Source organism: Paraburkholderia adhaesiva (assembly GCF_021390575.1).
Lineage (GTDB): Bacteria > Pseudomonadota > Gammaproteobacteria > Burkholderiales > Burkholderiaceae > Paraburkholderia > Paraburkholderia adhaesiva.
On sequence record NZ_JAJEJQ010000001.1, the window covers coordinates 329,152 to 347,164 of the forward strand.

Genomic DNA, 18,013 nt, shown 5'->3' on the forward strand with positions numbered 1-18,013 from the left:
ATGCTGAGCGGAAACATACTCACCCCTGAAGGCTGGATCCACGGTGACCTGTCATTCGAGAACGGGCGCATCACGTCGATCGTGGGCAGCGCGGTCGATCCCGAGAGCAATGACGCGCCGTACATCCTGCCAGGCTTCATCGACCTGCACGTTCACGGCGGCGGCGGTGCCGACGTGATGGAGGCTGGCGACGCCATCGAAACCATCGCGCGCACCCATGCGCGCTACGGCACGACGAGTCTCCTCGCCACTACGATGACGGCACCGCGCGACGAGCTGATGAGCGTCGTGGCCGCGCTCGGCGACGTGACGCGTTTGCGCACGCCTGGCGCTGCGCGCGTGCTCGGCGTGCATCTGGAAGGGCCGTACATCAACCCGGGCAAGCTCGGCGCGCAGCCGGATGCGGCGGTGTCGGCGGTGCTCGACGAGGTGCTCAAGTATTTGTCGATCGCGCCAATCCACGTCGTGACCGTTGCGCCGGAGATCGCGGGTCACATCGATATCATCTCGGAGATCGCTGCACGCGGCGTGCGTGTGCAACTCGGCCACTCGCTTGCGACCTACGACGAAGGCGTCGCCGCACTCAAGCATGGCGCGCGCGGCTTCACGCACCTCTTCAATGCGATGTCGCCGCTTCATCACCGCAATCCGGGTCTCGTCGGCGCGGCGCTCGCGCATGCCGAGTACGCTGAGATCATCCCCGATCTGCTGCACGTCCACCCCGGCGCGATCCGTGCGGCGATGCGCGCGATTCCGCGTCTCTACGTGGTCACCGACAGCACGTCGGCGACCGGCATGCCCGATGGCGAATACCGCCTCGGCAGCCAGCACGTCACCAAGTGCCTTGGCGGCGTGCGTCTGTCCGATGGCACTCTCGCCGGCAGTACGCTGACCATGGATCAGGCGCTGCGCAATCTTGTTTCGCTCGGCTTTCCGGTCGCCGACGTTTCGGCGCGACTCTCGCGCTACGCCGCCGACTATCTCGGCATCGAGGACCGTGGCCGTCTCATGCGTGGCGCGTGGGCCGACATCGTCGTGTTCGATCGTGAATTCGCTCTCACCGCGACCTATGTCGAAGGAGAATCGATTGTCGAATATGCTTAGAGAAGCGCTGGCTGCGTCCAGCGTCGTCGCCGCACAACTCGGGGATACTTCGCGCGTCGAAGCGCTCGCGCGAGCGCTCGACGCCGAGCCGCGCCAGGTGGTGCTCACCGTCGCGCGCGGCAGTTCGGACCACGCGGCGAGCTATTTCGCCGCGCTCACGATGAGCCGAACCGGCATACCGGTCGCTTCGCTTCCGATGTCGGTCGCCACGCTCCAGCAGGCACCCTTACGCGTTCGCGGCCAGTTTGCCCTTGCTTTCTCCCAATCGGGCAGGAGTCCTGATCTCGTCGCAACGATGCGCGTGCTGCGCGAAGCCGGCGCGCTCACGGCGGCCGCGGTCAACGTGCCGGGCTCGCCGCTCGCGGATGCCGCCGGTATCGAGCTGCCGCTGCTCGCCGGACCGGAACTGAGCGTCGCGGCAACGAAGAGCTATATCGCGATGCTCGCGCTCTCGGCGCAACTGGTTGCGTTCTGGCAGCGCGACGCTGCGTTCGTCGATGCGCTGCGCGCGCTGCCCGACGCGCTCGACCGTGCGGGCACGCTCGACTGGTCGCGGGCCGTGGACGAACTGCGCGACGTGTCGCAGATGATCGTGATCGGCCGCGGCGCGGGGCTCGCCATCGCGCAGGAAGCGGCGCTCAAGCTCAAGGAAACCTCGGGTATCCAGGCCGAGGCGTTTTCGAGTGCCGAGGTGCGTCACGGGCCGATGGAATTGATCGACCGCGACTACCCCCTGCTCGTGTTCGCGCCACGCGGACCCGAGCAGGCAGGTCTGATCGAGTTCGCCGACGACATGACGAAGCGCGGCGCCCGCGTGCTGCTCGCCGCGCCCGCCGACGTGCCCAACGCGACGCTGCCGCTCGTGAGCACCGCTGATCCGGCACTCGATCCCGTCGCTGCGATTCTGACCTTCTACGTGATGGCGGCGGGTCTTGCCGCCGCGCGCGGCCGCAACCCCGATGTGCCGCGTTACCTGAACAAAATCACCGAAACCCGCTAGATTACGAGGTTGCAGGAACGCTTTGGGAGTTCCGTCTGATGAATCCGGTTCATCAGGTTCAATCGTTTCAATCTGCAGCGGGTGACATCACGCTCGTCTCGCCGCTCACCGGCACAGTCGTGCCGCTCGCCGACGTGCCCGATCCGGTGTTCTCGGAGGGCTTGTTCGGTGACGGAATCGCCGTCGACCCGCTCGTCGGGCGGCTAGTCGCGCCGTGTGACGGCATCGTCATGCACCTCGCGCGAACGGGTCACGCCGTCACGCTGCAGACCGCCGAAGGCGCGCAGGTGCTCGTGCATATCGGCATCGATACGCTCGAGCTGCACGGCAAGGGCTTCCACCCGAAGGTCGCGCAGCGTGCGCAGGTGCGCCGAGGTGATCTGCTGATCGCATTCGATCTCGACGTCATCGCGAGCGAGGCGCCTAGTCTTGTCTCGGTCGTGGCAATCGCGAACTCCGATGCGTTCGAAGTTGTTGCGCGCACGCAAGCGGACAGCGTCGAGGCGGGTGTCTCGCCGCTGCTCGTATTGCGCTTGCGCGAAGGCGCCGAGCCGCCCGCGGGCGACGCGTGTCCCGTCGAGACTGAAGCACGCAGGAATGTCACCCTCACGCACGCAGGCGGCCTGCACGCGAGGCCCGCCGCGAGGGCGCGCGAGGCCATACGCAGTTTCGACGCGCGCGTGGAAGTGCGCTACGGCGAGCGTAAGGCCGCCATCGAGAGTGTGATTGGCCTGCTCGCGCTCGGCGCGGGCGAGGGGGCGACGGTCGAACTGGTCGGCATCGGCCACGACGCGCAGAAGGCCGTCGACGCAGCCGCCAACGAACTGACGCGCGAAGCGCCGGGAGAGGGCGGCGAAACGCCTGCGCGGCGGCTCTCGCCTGCGCCGCGCGCGGCGCTCGCGCCCGCACAGCAGACAGCGGCAGCGAAAGAACCTTCGCGTACGCTCTCGGGCGTGTGTGCTGCGCCTGGTATCGCAGTCGGCACATTCGTGCGCTGGCATGATGCGGCCATCACCCCGCCCGAGCTTGCGAGCGGCGGCCCGGCGTCGGAGAACCAGGCGCTCGACAAGGCCATTGCCACCGTCGATGAAGAACTGAACACCAACGTGCGCGCCGCATCGCAACGCGGTGCGACGGGCGAAGCGGGGATCTTCACGATGCATCGTGCCCTGCTCGAAGACCCGACGCTCTTCGACGCCGCTCGCCACCTCATCAGCCTCGGCAAGAGCGCGGGCTACGCCTTGCACGAAGCTATCCGCGCTCAGATTGAAGTGCTCGGCAAGGTCGACGATCCGCTGCTCGCGGAACGTGCCGCCGACCTGCGCGACATCGAAAAGCGCGTACTGCGCGCGCTCGGCTATGCGAACACGGCGGCGCGCGCACTGTCCGAAGAAACCGTGCTCGCCGCAGACGAATTCACGCCGTCCGATCTCGCGTCACTGGACCGCACGCACGTTATGGCGCTCGTGATGGCGCGCGGCGGTGCGACCTCGCACGCAGCGATCATCGCGCGCCAGGCGGGCATTGCGGCACTCGTCGCGATTGGAGATGGGCTGCACGCGATTCCCGAGGGCACGCAGGTCATCGTGAACGCGGACGAGGGCCGCCTTTTGTGGGCGCCGCGGCCGGCCGACATCGAGCGTGCACGCGCGGCGCGTCAGCGTCTTGCGCGAGTGCGTGAAGCCGACCGCAGTGCGTCACAGCAGCGAGCGGTGACGCGCGATGGCCGCGCGATCGAAGTGGCGGCGAACATCGCGACACTCGAAGACGCACACGCTGCCATCGAAAACGGCGCGGACGCCGTGGGCCTTTTGCGCACCGAATTGATGTTCATCCACCGCAAGACGGCGCCGACGGTCGAAGAGCATCGCGAAAGCTATCAGGCGATCGTCGACGCGCTGGCGGGCCGCACGGCGATCATCCGCACGCTCGACGTGGGCGCCGACAAGGAGGTCGATTACCTGACGCTGCCGCCCGAGCCGAATCCGGCGCTCGGATTGCGCGGCATCCGTCTCGCGCAAGTGCGCCCGGATCTGCTCGACGATCAGTTGCGCGGCCTCGTTGCTGTGCGTCCGGAGGAGGCCGTGCGCATCATGCTGCCGATGGTCACCGATGCTGGCGAAGTTGTGCGAGTGCGCGAGCGCATCGACGCCATCTCGCGCGAGCTGGGTCGCACCGCGCCGATCGAAGTGGGCGTGATGATCGAGGTGCCGTCGGCAGCGTTGCTCGCCGATCAGATCGCGGAGCACGCGGATTTTCTGTCCCTCGGCACAAACGACCTGACGCAGTACACCCTCGCGATGGACCGTGGCCGTCCGGACTTCGCAGCGCAGGCGGACGGGCTGCATCCGGCCGTGTTGCGCCTCATCGCGGCGACGGTGCAAGGGGCCGAAAAGCATGGCAAGTGGGTCGGCGTTTGTGGTGCGCTCGCTGGCGATCTGGTGGCCGTGCCGCTGCTCGTTGGGCTCGGCGTGACAGAGTTGTCCGTTGATCCCGGTGCTGTGCCGGCCGTCAAGGCGCGCGTGCGCACCCTCGACTGGCAACTGTGCCACGAACGCGCGCAGGAGGCGCTCGCACTCGAATCGGCGCAGGCCGTGCGCACCGCGAGTCGCAGCAACTGGCCGCTCGAATAAACGACAGCGCGAAAAACGCCCGTTGTGCAGGCGGGTCTCTGGCCAGTCACGTTTGCCTGGCAAAAAAACGGAGCCGAGGCGCCGTTTTTTTCGGTTCATCGCAGATCTCAGGGGAGACCGCTTGTGGACAAGCTGTGGTCGGCAAGAAGCTGACATTCACCGGTGCCGTTATCCATCGGTACCGACGTCCGCTCTAGATCAGCAAATTGCCGCCCGAAATCCGGCAACCCGGTCGGTGAAGCTCAGCGGCAAAGTTTGTCTGCGCAAACACCTACCAGAAATGTGCGGTACCGCTCATTCTGGAGTTAAGTTGAAAGTTGTGTGATCTATCACGTTGAGGCAGACCTTTCTCAAGGCAGACCTTTCTCAAGGCAGACCTTCCTCAAGACAGACCTTCCTCTCTTCGTGGCCGTACTGCGCATACGGAATCGGCGAGCCTGCCGATGCAGCACCAACGGAGCCGAAAACGCCGGGTTCTTCCGGGAGTGCACCTGACTGGGGGCACAGTGATGGATGTTGATCCACAGGCAGAGCAGGAACGCGTTGCGGCTTCGGCTCTTGCATCGAGCACGGCATCCAGCTGGCGTGCCTGGCAAATCAAGCTTCAATGGTCGGTACTTATAGCTGTCACTGCGCTTTGCCTCGCGTTGTCCAGGCAGGGCGGTGTAAAGCCTGTTGTCATCTGTGCTATTTTTCTGGCGTCCGCCGTTTCCAGCATCGCGGGATTCGCCTTCTCCGCCGTTTGCGGCGCCATGCTTTTCCATATTTCCCTCGACCCCGTGCAGATCGTCCAGATCATGATCGTCTGCAGTATCGCCAACCAGTCAGCGATGGTCTGGTCACTGAGAAGAGAAGTCCGCTGGCGAGAGCTTGCCGTTTTCCTGATTGGCGGCGCTTTCGGTTTGCCAGTTGGCATAACGGTTTTGTTGAAGCTGGATCGTCATGTCTACACGCATGTACTTGGTGTGTTTCTAGTCACTTACGGTGCCTACATGCTTGTCCGCAAGCCTTTGGTGATCCGCAGCCAAAAGATGACCTTCGATGTCCTCGCCGGACTTCTCGGGGGAATCACGGGCGGTGCCGCCGGGTTTCCCGGGGCATTCGTCACCATCTGGTGCGGTTTCAAGGGGTGGAGCAAGGAGCGCCAGCGTGCCATGTTCCAGCCGTTCATTTTGATCATGCAGGTAGCCGCGCTCGCAACGATCAGTCTGTTGCGACATTCTGCCGGCGAGGTTGGGTTCGAGCCTGGGAATCTGCTCGCCATACCCGCTGCCCTTCTCGGAACCGCTGTGGGCATGACGCTCTACAAGCGGCTTTCAGACCATCATTTCGCGCGCGCCGTGAATGTGTTGTTGATCGTCTCGGGGATCAGCTACCTGGCGTAGTTGAACCTTCGCGCGGTGCAATTGCTGCTCAAGCCTTTGACGCTTGAAAGCACAGTCCGATCTCTGCGAGTGGCAAGAGTGCGGCGCGGATTCAACCTGTCGATGCCATTCGCGTGAGATGCTGGCCAAAGACGATCGTCGCACTCGGTCGTGGAACGCAGTTCGGCCAGGAGCGTCATTCGCACGCACCGTCGCTCGAACATTGAAACGTCGGCTCCGCCCGGCAAACGGCCATCCGCTGGCTCGCGGTCGCTGTATTCTTTGTTTCGACGCATGCCATGGGTCAAGCGCCGTTCGCTTGACGGATCGAGCAGCGTGATAGACCGGGAGACGCAGCGATGGAGAAATCCGCCGATGTGATCGTCATTGGCTCTGGCGGCCTCGGAGCGGCGACAGCCTACTACCTGGCAAAGCGCGGCACCCATCGGGTCGCGCTGCTCGAGCGGCTCGAGATCGGCTCACAAACCTCTCCGCGAGCGGCTGGCATGGTCAGTTGCCTGCGCAAGAGCGACTTGATGATCGAGCTGATCAAGGTGGCGGCTGCCAGGATCAGGCAATTCTCTGCGGACACGGGTCAGCCTCTGGATTGGGTGCGCTCGGGCAGCCTGAAGGTCGCTCGGCGACCGGTGGACGCCGAGGTCATTCAGGAGGACATCCTGCGCGGCCGGCGCCACGACCTGGACGTGGAGGAAATCTCTCTCGACGCGGCCCACCGGCTCAACCCGTTTCTTCAAACGACGGGGATCGTTGGAGTGATACGCATCGGCGACGACATGTATTTCAATCCCGCTCAACTGGCCGTCGGCTTCGCTCGTGCCGCGCAGGCAAACGGTGCAGTGTTACTGCCGAACACTGCGGTTACGCGCATCGTGATTGCGGACGGCGAGGTGAGCGGGGTCGACACTACGTGCGGCCGCATACAAGCCCCTATCATCGTCGATGCAGCCGGCGCCTGGACGCGACAAATAGCCGAAGCCAGCGGAATTCGAGTTCCTCTAGTTACAACAGCGCAGCAGTTGTTCGTCACCGAGCCGGTTCCCGATGCCCGCGCCGAATTACCGATGGTCAGAATCATGGATGCTGCGGTGTATATGAGGCCTTGTGACGGGGGACTTCTGTGGGGCGTCTACGAGGAAAATCCGCGATTCTTCGACATGAATGACTTCGAGGCCAACTTCGACATCAAGGATCTGTCGCTCGATGCCGAGGTTCTCTGGCGCTACGCTCGGGACGTGGAGGCCCAGCTACCGGTCCTTCTGAAGGCAGCGGTCCGCGAGCATCGTGGTGGACTGCCAACTATGACGGCCGATGGTCAGCACATCGTCGGCCCCGCGCCTGCGATTCGGGGCTTTTACTTCGCGAGCGGTTGCAATGTCGCGGGACTCTCCATTGCGCCGGCACTGGGGGAAGCGCTTGCCGCGTGGATCATCGACGGTGCACCGCCTATTGATCTGGCGCCTCTTTCGATAGCCAGATTTGGAACCGGCCCGTGGCCGGACGACGAGATGATGAGGCAGGCAGCGTGGCAGTACCGTCATTTCTACGGTGCGCGATGACTTAAGTATCGACGCATTCCAGCCAATATGACCCATTGAATGGCCGTTGTACCCTGAAAGCTGCGGCCAGTGGCGCGGCGGGGCGAGTGGCGGCAACGGGGCGAACAGAGCCCTTCCGCGAAATTTTCGAAGAACCTTTTTTTGGCGCGGCAGGAGCAGGAACAATGAAATCAAGGTGGCCATTGCGGACACCGAAAGAAAAAGCCCCGCCTCAGAAAAGAGACGGGGCTATCGGCTACAGCTTCCCGGCCCAACCGGGCCTTCGAATGCGCTTAGCTGTAGTCAGCAAGCGTAGTGCGCATCTTCTTCATTGCGCTCGCTTCGATCTGGCGAATACGCTCCGCCGAAACGCCGAACTCATCTGCCAGTTCGTGCAGCGTCGAGCCACCCGAGCCGTCGTCGTCGACGTTCAGCCAACGCGCTTCGATAATGCGGCGGCTGCGCGCGTCGAGCGCTTCCAGCGCGCTCGCAATCCCGTCCGACTGCAGACGATCGTTCTGACGCGCGGCCAGAACCGCGGTCGGCTCGCTGTGCGAGTCGGCGAGCCAGGCGATGGGCGCGAACGATTCTTCGCCATCGTCGGACTGGCTTTCCAGCGCGATGTCCGCACCCGACAGACGCGTTTCCATCTCGACCACTTCTTCGCGCTTCACGTTCAGTTCCTGCGCGAGGCCTTCGATTTCCTCGGGCGTGAACGACTGCAGGCCTTGCTTGTGGCTGCGAAGGTTGAAGAACAGCTTGCGCTGCGCCTTGGTCGTGGCGACCTTCACCATGCGCCAGTTGCGCAGAATGTATTCGTGGATCTCGGCCTTGATCCAGTGCATCGCGTAAGACACGAGCCGGACGTTCTGCTCAGGATCGAAGCGCTTCACGGCCTTCATCAGGCCGATGTTGCCTTCCTGGATCAGGTCGGCGTGCGGCAGGCCATAACCGAGATAGTTGCGCGCAATCGAGACCACCAGACGCAGGTGCGACAGCACGAGGCGCCGCGCGCCCTCGAGACTGTTCTGTTCCCGATATTCGGTTGCGAACTGGCGCTCTTCTTGCGGCGTCAACATCGGGATCCGGTTGACGGCCTGAATGTAGGCGTCGATGTTACCCAGCTGGCCGGGCAGCAACGATTGATTCGCGAGCGCCAGCACGCCTGACCCCGCCGCCTTGGCCGGCGTCGGGCTCAGCGTACCAGGAAGGGTCATTGCCATTGCGTTGCTCACGTAGCGATCTCCTCAGTATCTTGCAAAAGTCAGACTGCGACTCCACGGTGGATGTTAGCACTCCGGTCCACCGAGTGCTAATACTTGGAGTCTGTCCGGGTTCATAGGTTCCGTGATTGCTATCGAAATATTGTTTCGATAGATTTATCCGGAGCCTTACTCGGCGGGCCTGACGGCCCTCAGGGGCATCTGCACCCGATGATGGCGAGTAAACCCTCTAGATTCGGGTTCTCGCGTCAGTGGCGAGAACCGAAATAAGGGCCGGTTTGCGGAAAGCGCACCGTTTGTACCGCCGTCAGGCGTCGCGATGTGCCTTACTGCAGAATGTCCCAAGTAGACATCGGAATTGGGCGAAAAGTCCCGTGCTGCGACGTTCGGGCGCGTTCGCAAAACGGGTTTGCTTCACCTCAAACAAGGGGCCAGATTTGCCGGGCATGAACGATTCGCGTTGGCTGTCACGGCTGCTTCATCGCGAATACCCATGCCGCAATTCCTGGTATAAATTTCAGCCAGACGCGTGCGGTACATCATCGACGCGAGTCCGAGGCGCTGGCCCGGATTTGCGCGCAGGGAGTTCGAGCAATGGCGGCGAAAGTGATCGATGCGATTCGCGGGCTGGAACGCGAACGGTTTCGGGCGATGGTGGATGCCGACGGCACGTCGCTGGACGCGTTGCTGTCGGACAACGTGATCTACGTGCATACGAACGGCAAACGCGAGACCAAGCAGCAGTTCATTGACGCGATCACGGCGGGCCGCCGCCGCTACCGCCAGATCGAGATCCAGTCGCAGGACGTGCTGCCGGTGGGGCGCGAGACGTGCGTTGTCTCAGGCCGCGCGCTGATCGAGATGGAGGCCAACAACGGCGCGCTGCTTTTTCCGATCGCCTATACGGCCATCCAGACGCAGGAGGACGGCCACTGGCGTCTGCTCGCCTGGCAGGCGACGCGTTGTGCGCTCGACTGAGGCTGATAAGCCCCATTTCCGGAGCGTCTTCTGAACGCTCCGGGCTCACGCCAGTGACCTGTTTGGCCCCTGGCGCCCAACGATGCCGCCTGCCGCCTCTCCCGCCTGACTTCCTGATTTGAGCCGCCCCGCTGACCTGTGCCGCGGGCGGCGCGCGCCTGTGTTGTCGTGTCAGGCCGCGGCACGCCGATCGACGGGCGGCCACGACGCGCGGTTCACGCCACTCACGACGGCGGCGATCGTCGCGTGTGCGGCGTCGTCGGCGATTCCCACGCCGTGACGGATCGCCTGCGCGCCGACGCGGCATCCGATGAACATCGCCGTAGAGCCCTGCGCCGTACGCGCCGTTTCGAACGACGTGATCTCGATCGTTTCACCCGATGCCGCCGCAATGGCGGCGATGACGTCCTGGGCATGTGCCTCATGGCTCTCGGCCGACGCCGGCACCGCGATGTCGCGGCCCTGCCAGCGCACGCGGCCCGCGCCCACGTGTGCCGCCGGACCTTGTGTCTCGAAGTATTCGCGCGCGAAGAGTGCGCAGACGGCGTCGCCGGTGACTTCTTCGCCCGACGCGTCGGCGGTCGTCTGCACGGCGTGGCTGAACTCGATCTGCACGCGGCGCGGCGGCGTGAACCCCATGCCGCGTTCGAGCAGGTACGTCGCGCCGCCCTTGCCCGACTGGCTGTTCACGCGGATCACCGCGTCGTAGCTGCGTCCGAGGTCGGCGGGATCGATCGGGAGATAGGGCACTTCCCACAGCGCGCCGGGCTGCTGCTGCGCGAAGCCCTTGCGGATTGCGTCCTGATGCGAGCCGGAGAACGCCGTGAACACGAGATCGCCCGCATACGGATGGCGCGGATGCACCGGCAATTGATTGCAGCGTTCGACGACGCGGCGCACGGCGTCGATGTCGGAAAAGTCGAGGCCCGGATCGACGCCCTGCGTGTAGAGGTTCATCGCGAGCGTGACGAGGTCGACGTTGCCGGTGCGCTCGCCGTTGCCGAAGAGACAGCCTTCGATGCGGTCCGCGCCCGCGAGCAGCGCCATCTCGGCGGCGGCGACAGCCGTTCCGCGATCGTTATGCGGATGCACGGAGAGCACAATGCTGTCGCGGTATGCGAGGTTGCGGTCCATCCACTCGATCTGGTCGGCGTAGACGTTCGGCGTCGCGGCTTCGACCGTGGCCGGGAGATTGACGATCATCTTGTGATCGCGGGTCGGGCGCCAGGTTTGTGCGACGGCATCGCAGACTTCGCGCGCGAACGAAAGCTCAGCCATGCTGAACGTTTCGGGCGAGTACTCGTAGGTCCAGTGCGTGCCGGGGCGCGCGTCGGCGTGCTCGCGGACGATGCGCGTGCCTTCGACGGCGAGCGCCTTGACCTCATCCTTCGATTGCCCGAACACGATCTTGCGGAACGACGGGCAGATCGCGTTGTAGAGGTGCACGATCGCGCGCGGTGCGCCTTCGAGTGCCTCGAACGTGCGCGCGATCAGGTCTTCACGCGACTGTACGAGCACTTCGATCGTCACATCATCGGGGATGCGCTTTTCCTCGATCAGCTTGCGCACGAAATCGAAGTCGGTCTGCGACGCAGACGGAAATCCGACTTCGATTTCCTTGAAGCCGATCGCGACCAGCATGTCGAAGAATTCGGTCTTTTGCGCGATGCTCATCGGATCGATGAGCGACTGATTGCCGTCGCGCAGATCGGTGCTCATCCAGACCGGTGCGCGCTCGATGGTGCGGGTCGGCCATCGGCGGCCGTTCAAACGGATGGCGGGGAAGGGACGGTACTTCTCGGCAGGATTACGCAACATGGCGAGCCTCGTTCGTTCTGTCGTAAGCGATGGCGGCCGGCAGCGGGCGGCTGGCCCTCTGGCGGCGGTGCACGGTGCGCGAAACATCGAGCGAACGGGCGACGACGGCGAATGCAAGCGCGGCGGCGGCGGTGGCCGAGCCGGAAGCAAACGTGATCGATGTGGCAAACGCCGCCCATGAAACGTGCATTTTGACCCTCGCGTGTCGTCCGAACGGTAAACGGACGAATGCAGACGACAGACAGGTTGTAAAAGGAACTACGGTTTGGAGGTACTGCGGGAACTGCTTGGGAGGACTGCGCTTCCGAAGAGGTGGACGCGCAGCGCTACGCCTGGCTTACGCTAGACGTAGCGATAGGGCCGCTAGGCGGCCGGAGGTAATTCGGAGGGTGTTCGGGAAGGAACGCATCCGTCCAATTTAAGTCCGGACGGGTGCTTGTGTCAACCGAGAATTTTTCGCCGAGCCATCTCGAAAAGCGTGGGGATCGGCGCGAACAGGGTGATGGTGCGTGCCAATGGCGTTGTTATTGAGCCGCTGTGTTCAGCGCTTCGCGATGCGCATGATCGTCTCGACCTGAAGCGCAATCGCCGCCGGCACCGGCACGTCGCCGCGCAGCACTGCTTCGGTCCAGGCCGCCGTCGTGGACGCATCACGGTCCCCGGGCAGCGCGACTTCGGGGGCATCGGGCGAAGAGCGCTCCGGCTCGATCAGCGTTTCGCAGATACCGTCGTGCAGCCAGTCGACTTGCACCTGGCGGCGCGTGTCCGCGACCGCTTCGCCCTCGGTGCCGCGCGCGAGCAATGCACCGCCCGTGGCGGCGTCGGGGTGTGCCGCGAACAACGCGCTCAGGCTGTCGCGGTATGCCGGGTGCGTGTAGTTCACGAGTCGCAGTCCCGGTTGCGCGAACGGCTGCAGCAGCTTCACGAGCGTGTGCGTCGAGTTGCGCACGCCCATCCGGCGGCGCAACACCAGCAGGCGCGCGAGCTTCGGAGCGAGCGCTTCGATCGGCGAAAAGGCGACGCAGCGCTCGGCGAGCTGGGTTTCGATGTCGTCGTGGTCGCGTGCGGCCGGGTGGTTCAGTTCCGCAAAGATTTCGGCACTCGTGACGCGCCCCGGATCGGTGCTCACACCATGGACCAACACCGGGACGCCCTCGCGCGCGAGCAGCAGCGCCAGAAGCGGCACGAGATTCGGCTGCTTGCGCGCGCCGTTGTAACTGGGGATCGAGACCGCGCGATAGTCCCACGCAGGGGATGCCAGCGGCGCGAACGACGCGTGTGCGGCGGCCAGCATCGCGGCGAGTTCGTCGGCGGTTTCGCCCTTCAGCCGGTACGCGAGCAGCACCGCGCCGAGTTCAAGATCGGCCACGCGGCCATCGAGCATCGCGGTGAAAAGCGCATGCGTGTCTTCGGGCGACAGCGAGCGCGCCCCATTCGGGCCTCGGCCGATCTCCTTGATGAAGCGGGCGCAGGAAAAGGTGTCGGGGGTATCGGGGGCGTTCATGGAAAGCGGGATTCTTTGGCATCCACACGCGGGCAATGCGCGGGCGGCTGCGGTCGTCTTGAAATGGCGGGGATGATCGAAGTATCGCATGAGGCGCGCATGGGGGCAGGACACCTCACGGGACGCAGGTGCGGGCGAATGTCCTGCGGCAGGCCGGCTTTCACGATGGGGTCCACTCTCGCGGTTGCGCACCCGCGCGCGCATCAGCGGTGGCGTGCCTCCTGCGCCGCGCCTCGGCCGGGCGGTCGCCCTTATCCATAAGGCAAGGCCTGTCACGCAGTGCAGGCACCGCGCGTTACACTGCCAATTCGCGCTGCCGATCGGTCCGCGCCGTTTCACGCAGATTGGAGAATCCGATGACCTACGCTTTTGAACCGACGCCTCCTGCAGCGGTGCCGGTCGCGGGTAGCGATCAGCAGTTCCCGGTGCGGCGCATCTATTGCGTCGGACGCAACTACGAAGCGCATGCGCGCGAGATGGGTCACGATCCGGATCGCGAGCCGCCGTTTTTCTTCGCAAAGCCTGCCGATGCGATTCTCTATGTCGCCCCTGGCGCGATCGCTGAATTCCCGTATCCCGCGCGATCGTCGAACGTCCACTTCGAGATGGAACTCGTCGCGGCGATCGGCAAGGGCGGCAAGGATATCCCCGTCGCGAGTGCGCTCGAACACGTCTATGGCTACGCGCTCGGTCTCGACATGACACGCCGCGACCTGCAGACCGAAGCGAAGAAGCTTGGTCGTCCGTGGGACATCGCCAAGGGTTTCGACTATTCGGCACCGATCGGCCCGATTCATCCCGTCACGCAAGTCGGGCAGATCGCGCGCGGCGCAATCTGGCTTTCCGTGAACGGCGAGGACAAGCAGCGCTCAGACGTTTCGCAGATGATCTGGCCGGTCGCCGATACGATCGCGTTTCTTTCGACACTGTTCGAGTTGAAGGCGGGCGACCTGATCTACACCGGCACGCCCGAGGGCGTCGGCGCAGTGGTGAAGGGCGATCTGATGCGTGGCGGTGTCGAGGGGCTGGGCGAGTTCGCCGTGCGTGTGGTGTGAGCGCAGCGCAAGAATTCATAAGGAGAACGAGAGGAGCATGAAGCTTTACAGCTATTTCCGCAGCTCGGCGGCGTACCGTGTGCGTATCGCGCTGAACCTGAAGGGCCTGTCTTACGAGTACGTGCCGGTGCATCTGCTGCGCGATGGTGGTGAGCAACTCAAGCAGGACTATCGGCAGATCAACCCGGACGGCATCGTGCCGACGCTGATCGACGACGAACAGCACGCAATCCAGCAGTCGCTCGCGATCATCGAGTACCTCGAGGAGACGCACCCTGAGCCGCCGCTCTTGCCGAAGGCCCCCGCGGATCGCGCGCACGTGCGCTCGCTGGCGCTGCAGGTGGCGTGCGAGATTCACCCGCTTAACAACCTGCGCGTGCTGAAGTACTTGAAGCACTCGCTGGGCGTCGACGACGCCGCGAAAGACGCGTGGTATCGCCACTGGGTCGAGTCGGGATTCGAGTCGCTCGAGAAGCGACTGGCGAACGATCCGCGCACGGGCAAGCTCTGCTACGGCGACACGCCGACCATCGCCGATCTGTGTCTCGTGCCGCAGGTCTTCAACGCGAATCGCTTCAAGATCGACACGACGCGTTATCCGACGATCCAGCGCATTAGTGACTACGCTTCACAACTCGACGCGTTCGCGAAAGCCGCGCCGGGCGCACAGCCCGACTCGGAGTGATGCGCCGGGTGTGAATCTCACGCATGCATGAAAAAAGGGCGTCGTTTCGTGGAACGACGCCCTTTTTGCTATGACGTTGCAGCAGCTCAGTTGCCGAGCAGCGCGTCGGTGAATTCTTCCGCACTGAACGGCTGCAGGTCCTCGACCTTCTCGCCCACGCCGATGAAGTACACCGGCACCGGTCGCTGACGCGCGATTGCCGCGAGAATGCCGCCCTTTGCGGTGCCGTCGAGCTTCGTGACGATGAGGCCAGTCAGGCCGAGTGCGTCGTCGAATGCCTTCACCTGCGCCAACGCGTTCTGGCCCGTGTTCGCGTCGATTACCAGCAGCACTTCGTGCGGCGCGCCGTCGTATGCCTTGCCGATCACGCGCTTGACCTTCTTCAGCTCGTCCATCAGGTGAAGCTGCGTCGGCAGGCGGCCGGCCGTGTCGGCCATCACCACGTTGATGCCACGCGCGCGCGCCGAGTTCACTGCGTCGAAGATCACGGCGGCCGGGTCGCCGCTTTCCTGCGAGACGACCGTCACGTTGTTGCGCTCGCCCCAGATGGCGAGCTGTTCGCGCGCAGCGGCCCGGAACGTGTCGCCTGCGGCGAGCAGCACCGACTGGTCGAAGCGCTGCAGATGTTTCGCCAGCTTGCCGATGCTCGTCGTCTTGCCTGCGCCGTTCACGCCCGCGATCATCATCACGAGCGGTTGCGCGCGGCCGAGCATGAGCGATTTTTCGAGTGGCGCCAGCAGGTCGATGAGCAACTGGCGCAGCGCATCCTTCACCTGCTGCGCGTCGGTCAGGCGTTCGGCGCGCACTTTCTGGCGCAGCGTTTCCAGCAGGTATTCGGTGGCTTCGACGCCCGCGTCCGACATCAGGAGCGCCGTTTCGAGTTCCTCGTAGAGCTCGTCGTCGATCTTCGCGTTGACGAAGATGCTCGTGAGGTTCGAACTCGTCTTCGCGAGGCCCGATTTCAGGCGCGAGAGCCAGGACTGCTTCGCGGTGGCCTCGGGTGCTGGCGGCGGGACGATTTCAACGGCCTCGACGGCAACGGCAGCAACTGCGACAGCCGCTTGCGGGGGCGTCGCGGCGAGCTGTTCCGCTGGCGAGGGCGTCCCGGATTCGACCCCGGTTGCTTCGTCGGTCGCGGCGGCGTCCGCTGTTTCGGCCTGTGCGTTCTCGTCGGCCTTGGTGCCGCGGAGTCGTTTGAAGAAACTGAACATGATCTGGCGTCGTGGATGCGCGTTGCGGGTCAGACCGCCAGGCGGTCATCGACGTCGTGGAAAAGGCGGCAACGCGCGGAAAACATGGCATTTTATCAGGCGTCCAGGTCCGCGTCGTTGCGGTACCGGTGCGGCGTAAATGCAGGGCTGTGGTAACGTTCGCGCATCAGGGGGGTGGCGCGCGTGTCGTGTCGCCCAGATACTCTAAAGCCGCATAGAAAAACGCATGTCCCGTTCCCCATCTTCGCGCCCGTCCGGCACCCGGTCCGTTTCGCCCGCAGCACCGGGCAAGGCCGCGCGCGGCGGCGGCGCGCACGCGATCCGCATCATCGGCGGCGACTGGAAGCGCACGCCACTGCCGGTGCTCGATCTCGACGGCCTGCGACCCACGCCCGACCGCGTGCGCGAGACGCTCTTCAACTGGCTCGGCCAGCAACTGGACGGCCAGCGCTGTCTCGATCTCTTCGCCGGCAGCGGCGCGCTCGGCTTCGAAGCGGCGTCGCGTGGAGCCGCGCGCGTCGTGATGATCGAGCGCAATGCGCGCGCCGCCGCGCAACTGCGGGCGAATCAGGCGCGCCTTGCGGCGCGAACGATCGAAATCGCCGAAGCCGACGCGTTGCGGCTCGCCGCCAGTCTTGCGCCGGGTTCGTTCGATGTAGTGTTCCTCGATCCGCCGTTCGGCGACGCCGTGCTCCTGACGCGCGCGCTCGAAGTCGCAGCACCACTCGTCGCGCCGGACGGTTGGCTCTACGTCGAGTCCGGCGAGCGCGTCGATCCGGCAGCGCGGCCGGAGCTGGCGGGCTGGAGCGTGGTGCGCGAGGGCAAGGCGGGCGCTGTCTTCTATCATTTGCTGCAGCGCGAAAATGAGGAATAATGCGCGTTCGATAATGAAGCGACGGGCGGACTCATCGCGACGCAAGTCGTTGTGTCTGCACCGTGGCGCGCACGAACGGAGCAATCCGGCAGCGTAACAATGTATTGCGCCCCATTTATGTTGAGAGGAGAAGCCTCATGGTAGTCGCCGTGTACCCCGGTACCTTCGATCCGCTCACGCGCGGTCATGAAGATCTCGTGCGGCGTGCGTCGAGCATTTTCGACACGCTGGTGGTAGGCGTCGCCGACAGCCGCAACAAGAAGCCGTTCTTCTCGCTTGAAGAGCGGCTCGATATTGCCCACGAGGTTCTCGGCCACTACCCGAACGTGCAGGTGATGAGCTTCAAGGGGCTGCTAAAGGATTTCGTGCGCAGCAACAACGCGCGCGTGATCGTGCGGGGCCTGCGCGCAGTATCGGACTTCGAATACGAGTTCCAGATGGCGGGTATGAACCGCTATCTGTTGCCCGACGTCGAGACGATGTTCATGACGCCTTCGGATCAATATCAGTTCATTTCCGGCACGATTGTGCGAGAAATCGCCCAGTTGGGGGGCGACGTGAGCAAGTTCGTGTTCCCGTCGGTGGAAAAGCGTCTGCAGGACAAGGTTTCGGGATTGGCCCCGCGCGCGTAAGGGTCCGACAGCGCGTCGATGCAAACCCGCGTAAACTATAGGGCTCAGCAACGACGCCGGTCCCCGTGCCGGCATGAAGTGAGAAAAGCATGGCCCTGATGATTACCGACGAGTGCATCAATTGCGACGTCTGCGAGCCCGAGTGCCCGAACGACGCGATTTCGATGGGCCCGGAAATCTACGTGATCGATCCGAACAAATGTACTGAGTGTGTCGGCCACTACGGTGAACCGCAGTGCATCCAGGTGTGTCCGGTGGAATGCATTCCGCGCGATCCTGAGCACCTCGAATCGCCCGAGCAGTTGATGCAGAAGTATCACGCGCTTATGGCGGCGAAGAAGGGCTGAATAGCGTCTTCGCGTGCGGTATAAAAAAA

At 64.1% G+C, this 18,013-nt stretch carries 15 protein-coding genes; 11 read left to right on the forward strand and 4 right to left on the reverse strand.

The window, feature by feature from the left end:
• The 5 genes from nagA to L0U80_RS01595 all read left to right on the forward strand — a co-directional run bounded on the left by nagA (window position 1) and on the right by L0U80_RS01595 (window position 7,678).
• Window positions 1-1,104, forward strand: coding sequence for an N-acetylglucosamine-6-phosphate deacetylase (nagA, locus tag L0U80_RS01575; protein ID WP_233862101.1), 1,104 nt, complete (start codon window positions 1-3; stop codon window positions 1,102-1,104).
• A complete protein-coding gene (locus L0U80_RS01580; protein WP_233865565.1) occupies window positions 1,097-2,104 on the forward strand; it encodes an SIS domain-containing protein in 1,008 nt (335 codons plus the stop codon). The genes nagA and L0U80_RS01580 overlap by 8 nt, the downstream gene beginning before the upstream one ends.
• 38 nt (window positions 2,105-2,142) lie before the next feature.
• The gene (ptsP, locus tag L0U80_RS01585; RefSeq protein ID WP_233862102.1) at window positions 2,143-4,737 is read left to right on the forward strand and encodes a phosphoenolpyruvate--protein phosphotransferase; all 2,595 of its coding nucleotides are present in this window, start codon (window positions 2,143-2,145) and stop codon (window positions 4,735-4,737) included.
• A gap of 509 nt (window positions 4,738-5,246) precedes the next feature.
• Entirely contained in the window at window positions 5,247-6,122 is an 876-nt protein-coding gene (locus L0U80_RS01590; protein ID WP_233862103.1) for a sulfite exporter TauE/SafE family protein, read from the forward strand.
• A gap of 338 nt (window positions 6,123-6,460) precedes the next feature.
• Window positions 6,461-7,678: an NAD(P)/FAD-dependent oxidoreductase gene (locus tag L0U80_RS01595; protein ID WP_233862104.1), complete on the forward strand. Its 1,218-nt coding sequence runs from the start codon at window positions 6,461-6,463 to the stop codon at window positions 7,676-7,678.
• Window positions 7,679-7,950: 272 nt separating this feature from the next.
• On the opposite strand, the gene rpoH is transcribed toward L0U80_RS01595, so the two are convergent.
• Window positions 7,951-8,880 carry an RNA polymerase sigma factor RpoH gene (gene rpoH, locus L0U80_RS01600; RefSeq protein WP_373322176.1) on the reverse strand — a complete coding sequence of 310 codons (930 nt, stop codon included), beginning with the start codon at window positions 8,878-8,880 and terminating at the stop codon, window positions 7,951-7,953.
• A gap of 594 nt (window positions 8,881-9,474) precedes the next feature.
• On the opposite strand from rpoH, the gene L0U80_RS01605 reads away from it, so the two are divergent.
• Window positions 9,475-9,858: a nuclear transport factor 2 family protein gene (locus L0U80_RS01605; protein ID WP_233862105.1), complete on the forward strand. Its 384-nt coding sequence runs from the start codon at window positions 9,475-9,477 to the stop codon at window positions 9,856-9,858.
• 171 nt (window positions 9,859-10,029) lie between these two features.
• Here the strand turns inward: L0U80_RS01605 and leuA are convergent, their stop codons facing one another.
• Both leuA and ybiB read right to left on the reverse strand, forming a co-directional pair.
• A complete protein-coding gene (gene leuA / locus L0U80_RS01610) occupies window positions 10,030-11,676 on the reverse strand; it encodes a 2-isopropylmalate synthase (RefSeq protein ID WP_233862107.1) in 1,647 nt (548 codons plus the stop codon).
• A gap of 541 nt (window positions 11,677-12,217) precedes the next feature.
• Window positions 12,218-13,180 carry a DNA-binding protein YbiB gene (gene ybiB, locus L0U80_RS01615; RefSeq protein WP_233862109.1) on the reverse strand — a complete coding sequence of 321 codons (963 nt, stop codon included), beginning with the start codon at window positions 13,178-13,180 and terminating at the stop codon, window positions 12,218-12,220.
• A 356-nt stretch (window positions 13,181-13,536) separates the two neighbouring features.
• Here ybiB and L0U80_RS01620 point away from each other — a divergent pair, with 356 nt between their 5' ends.
• Window positions 13,537-14,235: a fumarylacetoacetate hydrolase family protein gene (locus L0U80_RS01620; RefSeq protein ID WP_233862110.1), complete on the forward strand. Its 699-nt coding sequence runs from the start codon at window positions 13,537-13,539 to the stop codon at window positions 14,233-14,235.
• Window positions 14,236-14,272: 37 nt separating this feature from the next.
• On the forward strand, window positions 14,273-14,920 hold the full coding sequence (maiA, locus tag L0U80_RS01625) for a maleylacetoacetate isomerase (protein WP_233862111.1): 648 nt from the start codon (window positions 14,273-14,275) through the stop codon (window positions 14,918-14,920).
• Window positions 14,921-15,006: 86 nt separating this feature from the next.
• Here maiA and ftsY read toward each other — a convergent pair whose 3' ends face one another.
• Window positions 15,007-16,131 carry a signal recognition particle-docking protein FtsY gene (ftsY, locus tag L0U80_RS01630; RefSeq protein ID WP_233862112.1) on the reverse strand — a complete coding sequence of 375 codons (1,125 nt, stop codon included), beginning with the start codon at window positions 16,129-16,131 and terminating at the stop codon, window positions 15,007-15,009.
• A 226-nt stretch (window positions 16,132-16,357) separates the two neighbouring features.
• On the opposite strand from ftsY, the gene rsmD reads away from it, so the two are divergent.
• From rsmD to L0U80_RS01645, 3 genes are all read left to right on the forward strand, one after another.
• Window positions 16,358-17,005, forward strand: a complete 648-nt coding sequence (gene rsmD / locus L0U80_RS01635) for a 16S rRNA (guanine(966)-N(2))-methyltransferase RsmD (protein WP_233862113.1) — start codon at window positions 16,358-16,360, stop codon at window positions 17,003-17,005.
• 137 nt (window positions 17,006-17,142) lie between these two features.
• Entirely contained in the window at window positions 17,143-17,637 is a 495-nt protein-coding gene (gene coaD, locus L0U80_RS01640; RefSeq protein ID WP_233862114.1) for a pantetheine-phosphate adenylyltransferase, read from the forward strand.
• 89 nt (window positions 17,638-17,726) lie between these two features.
• Window positions 17,727-17,984, forward strand: coding sequence for a YfhL family 4Fe-4S dicluster ferredoxin (locus L0U80_RS01645; protein ID WP_233862115.1), 258 nt, complete (start codon window positions 17,727-17,729; stop codon window positions 17,982-17,984).
• The last annotated feature ends 29 nt before the right edge of the window (window positions 17,985-18,013 follow it).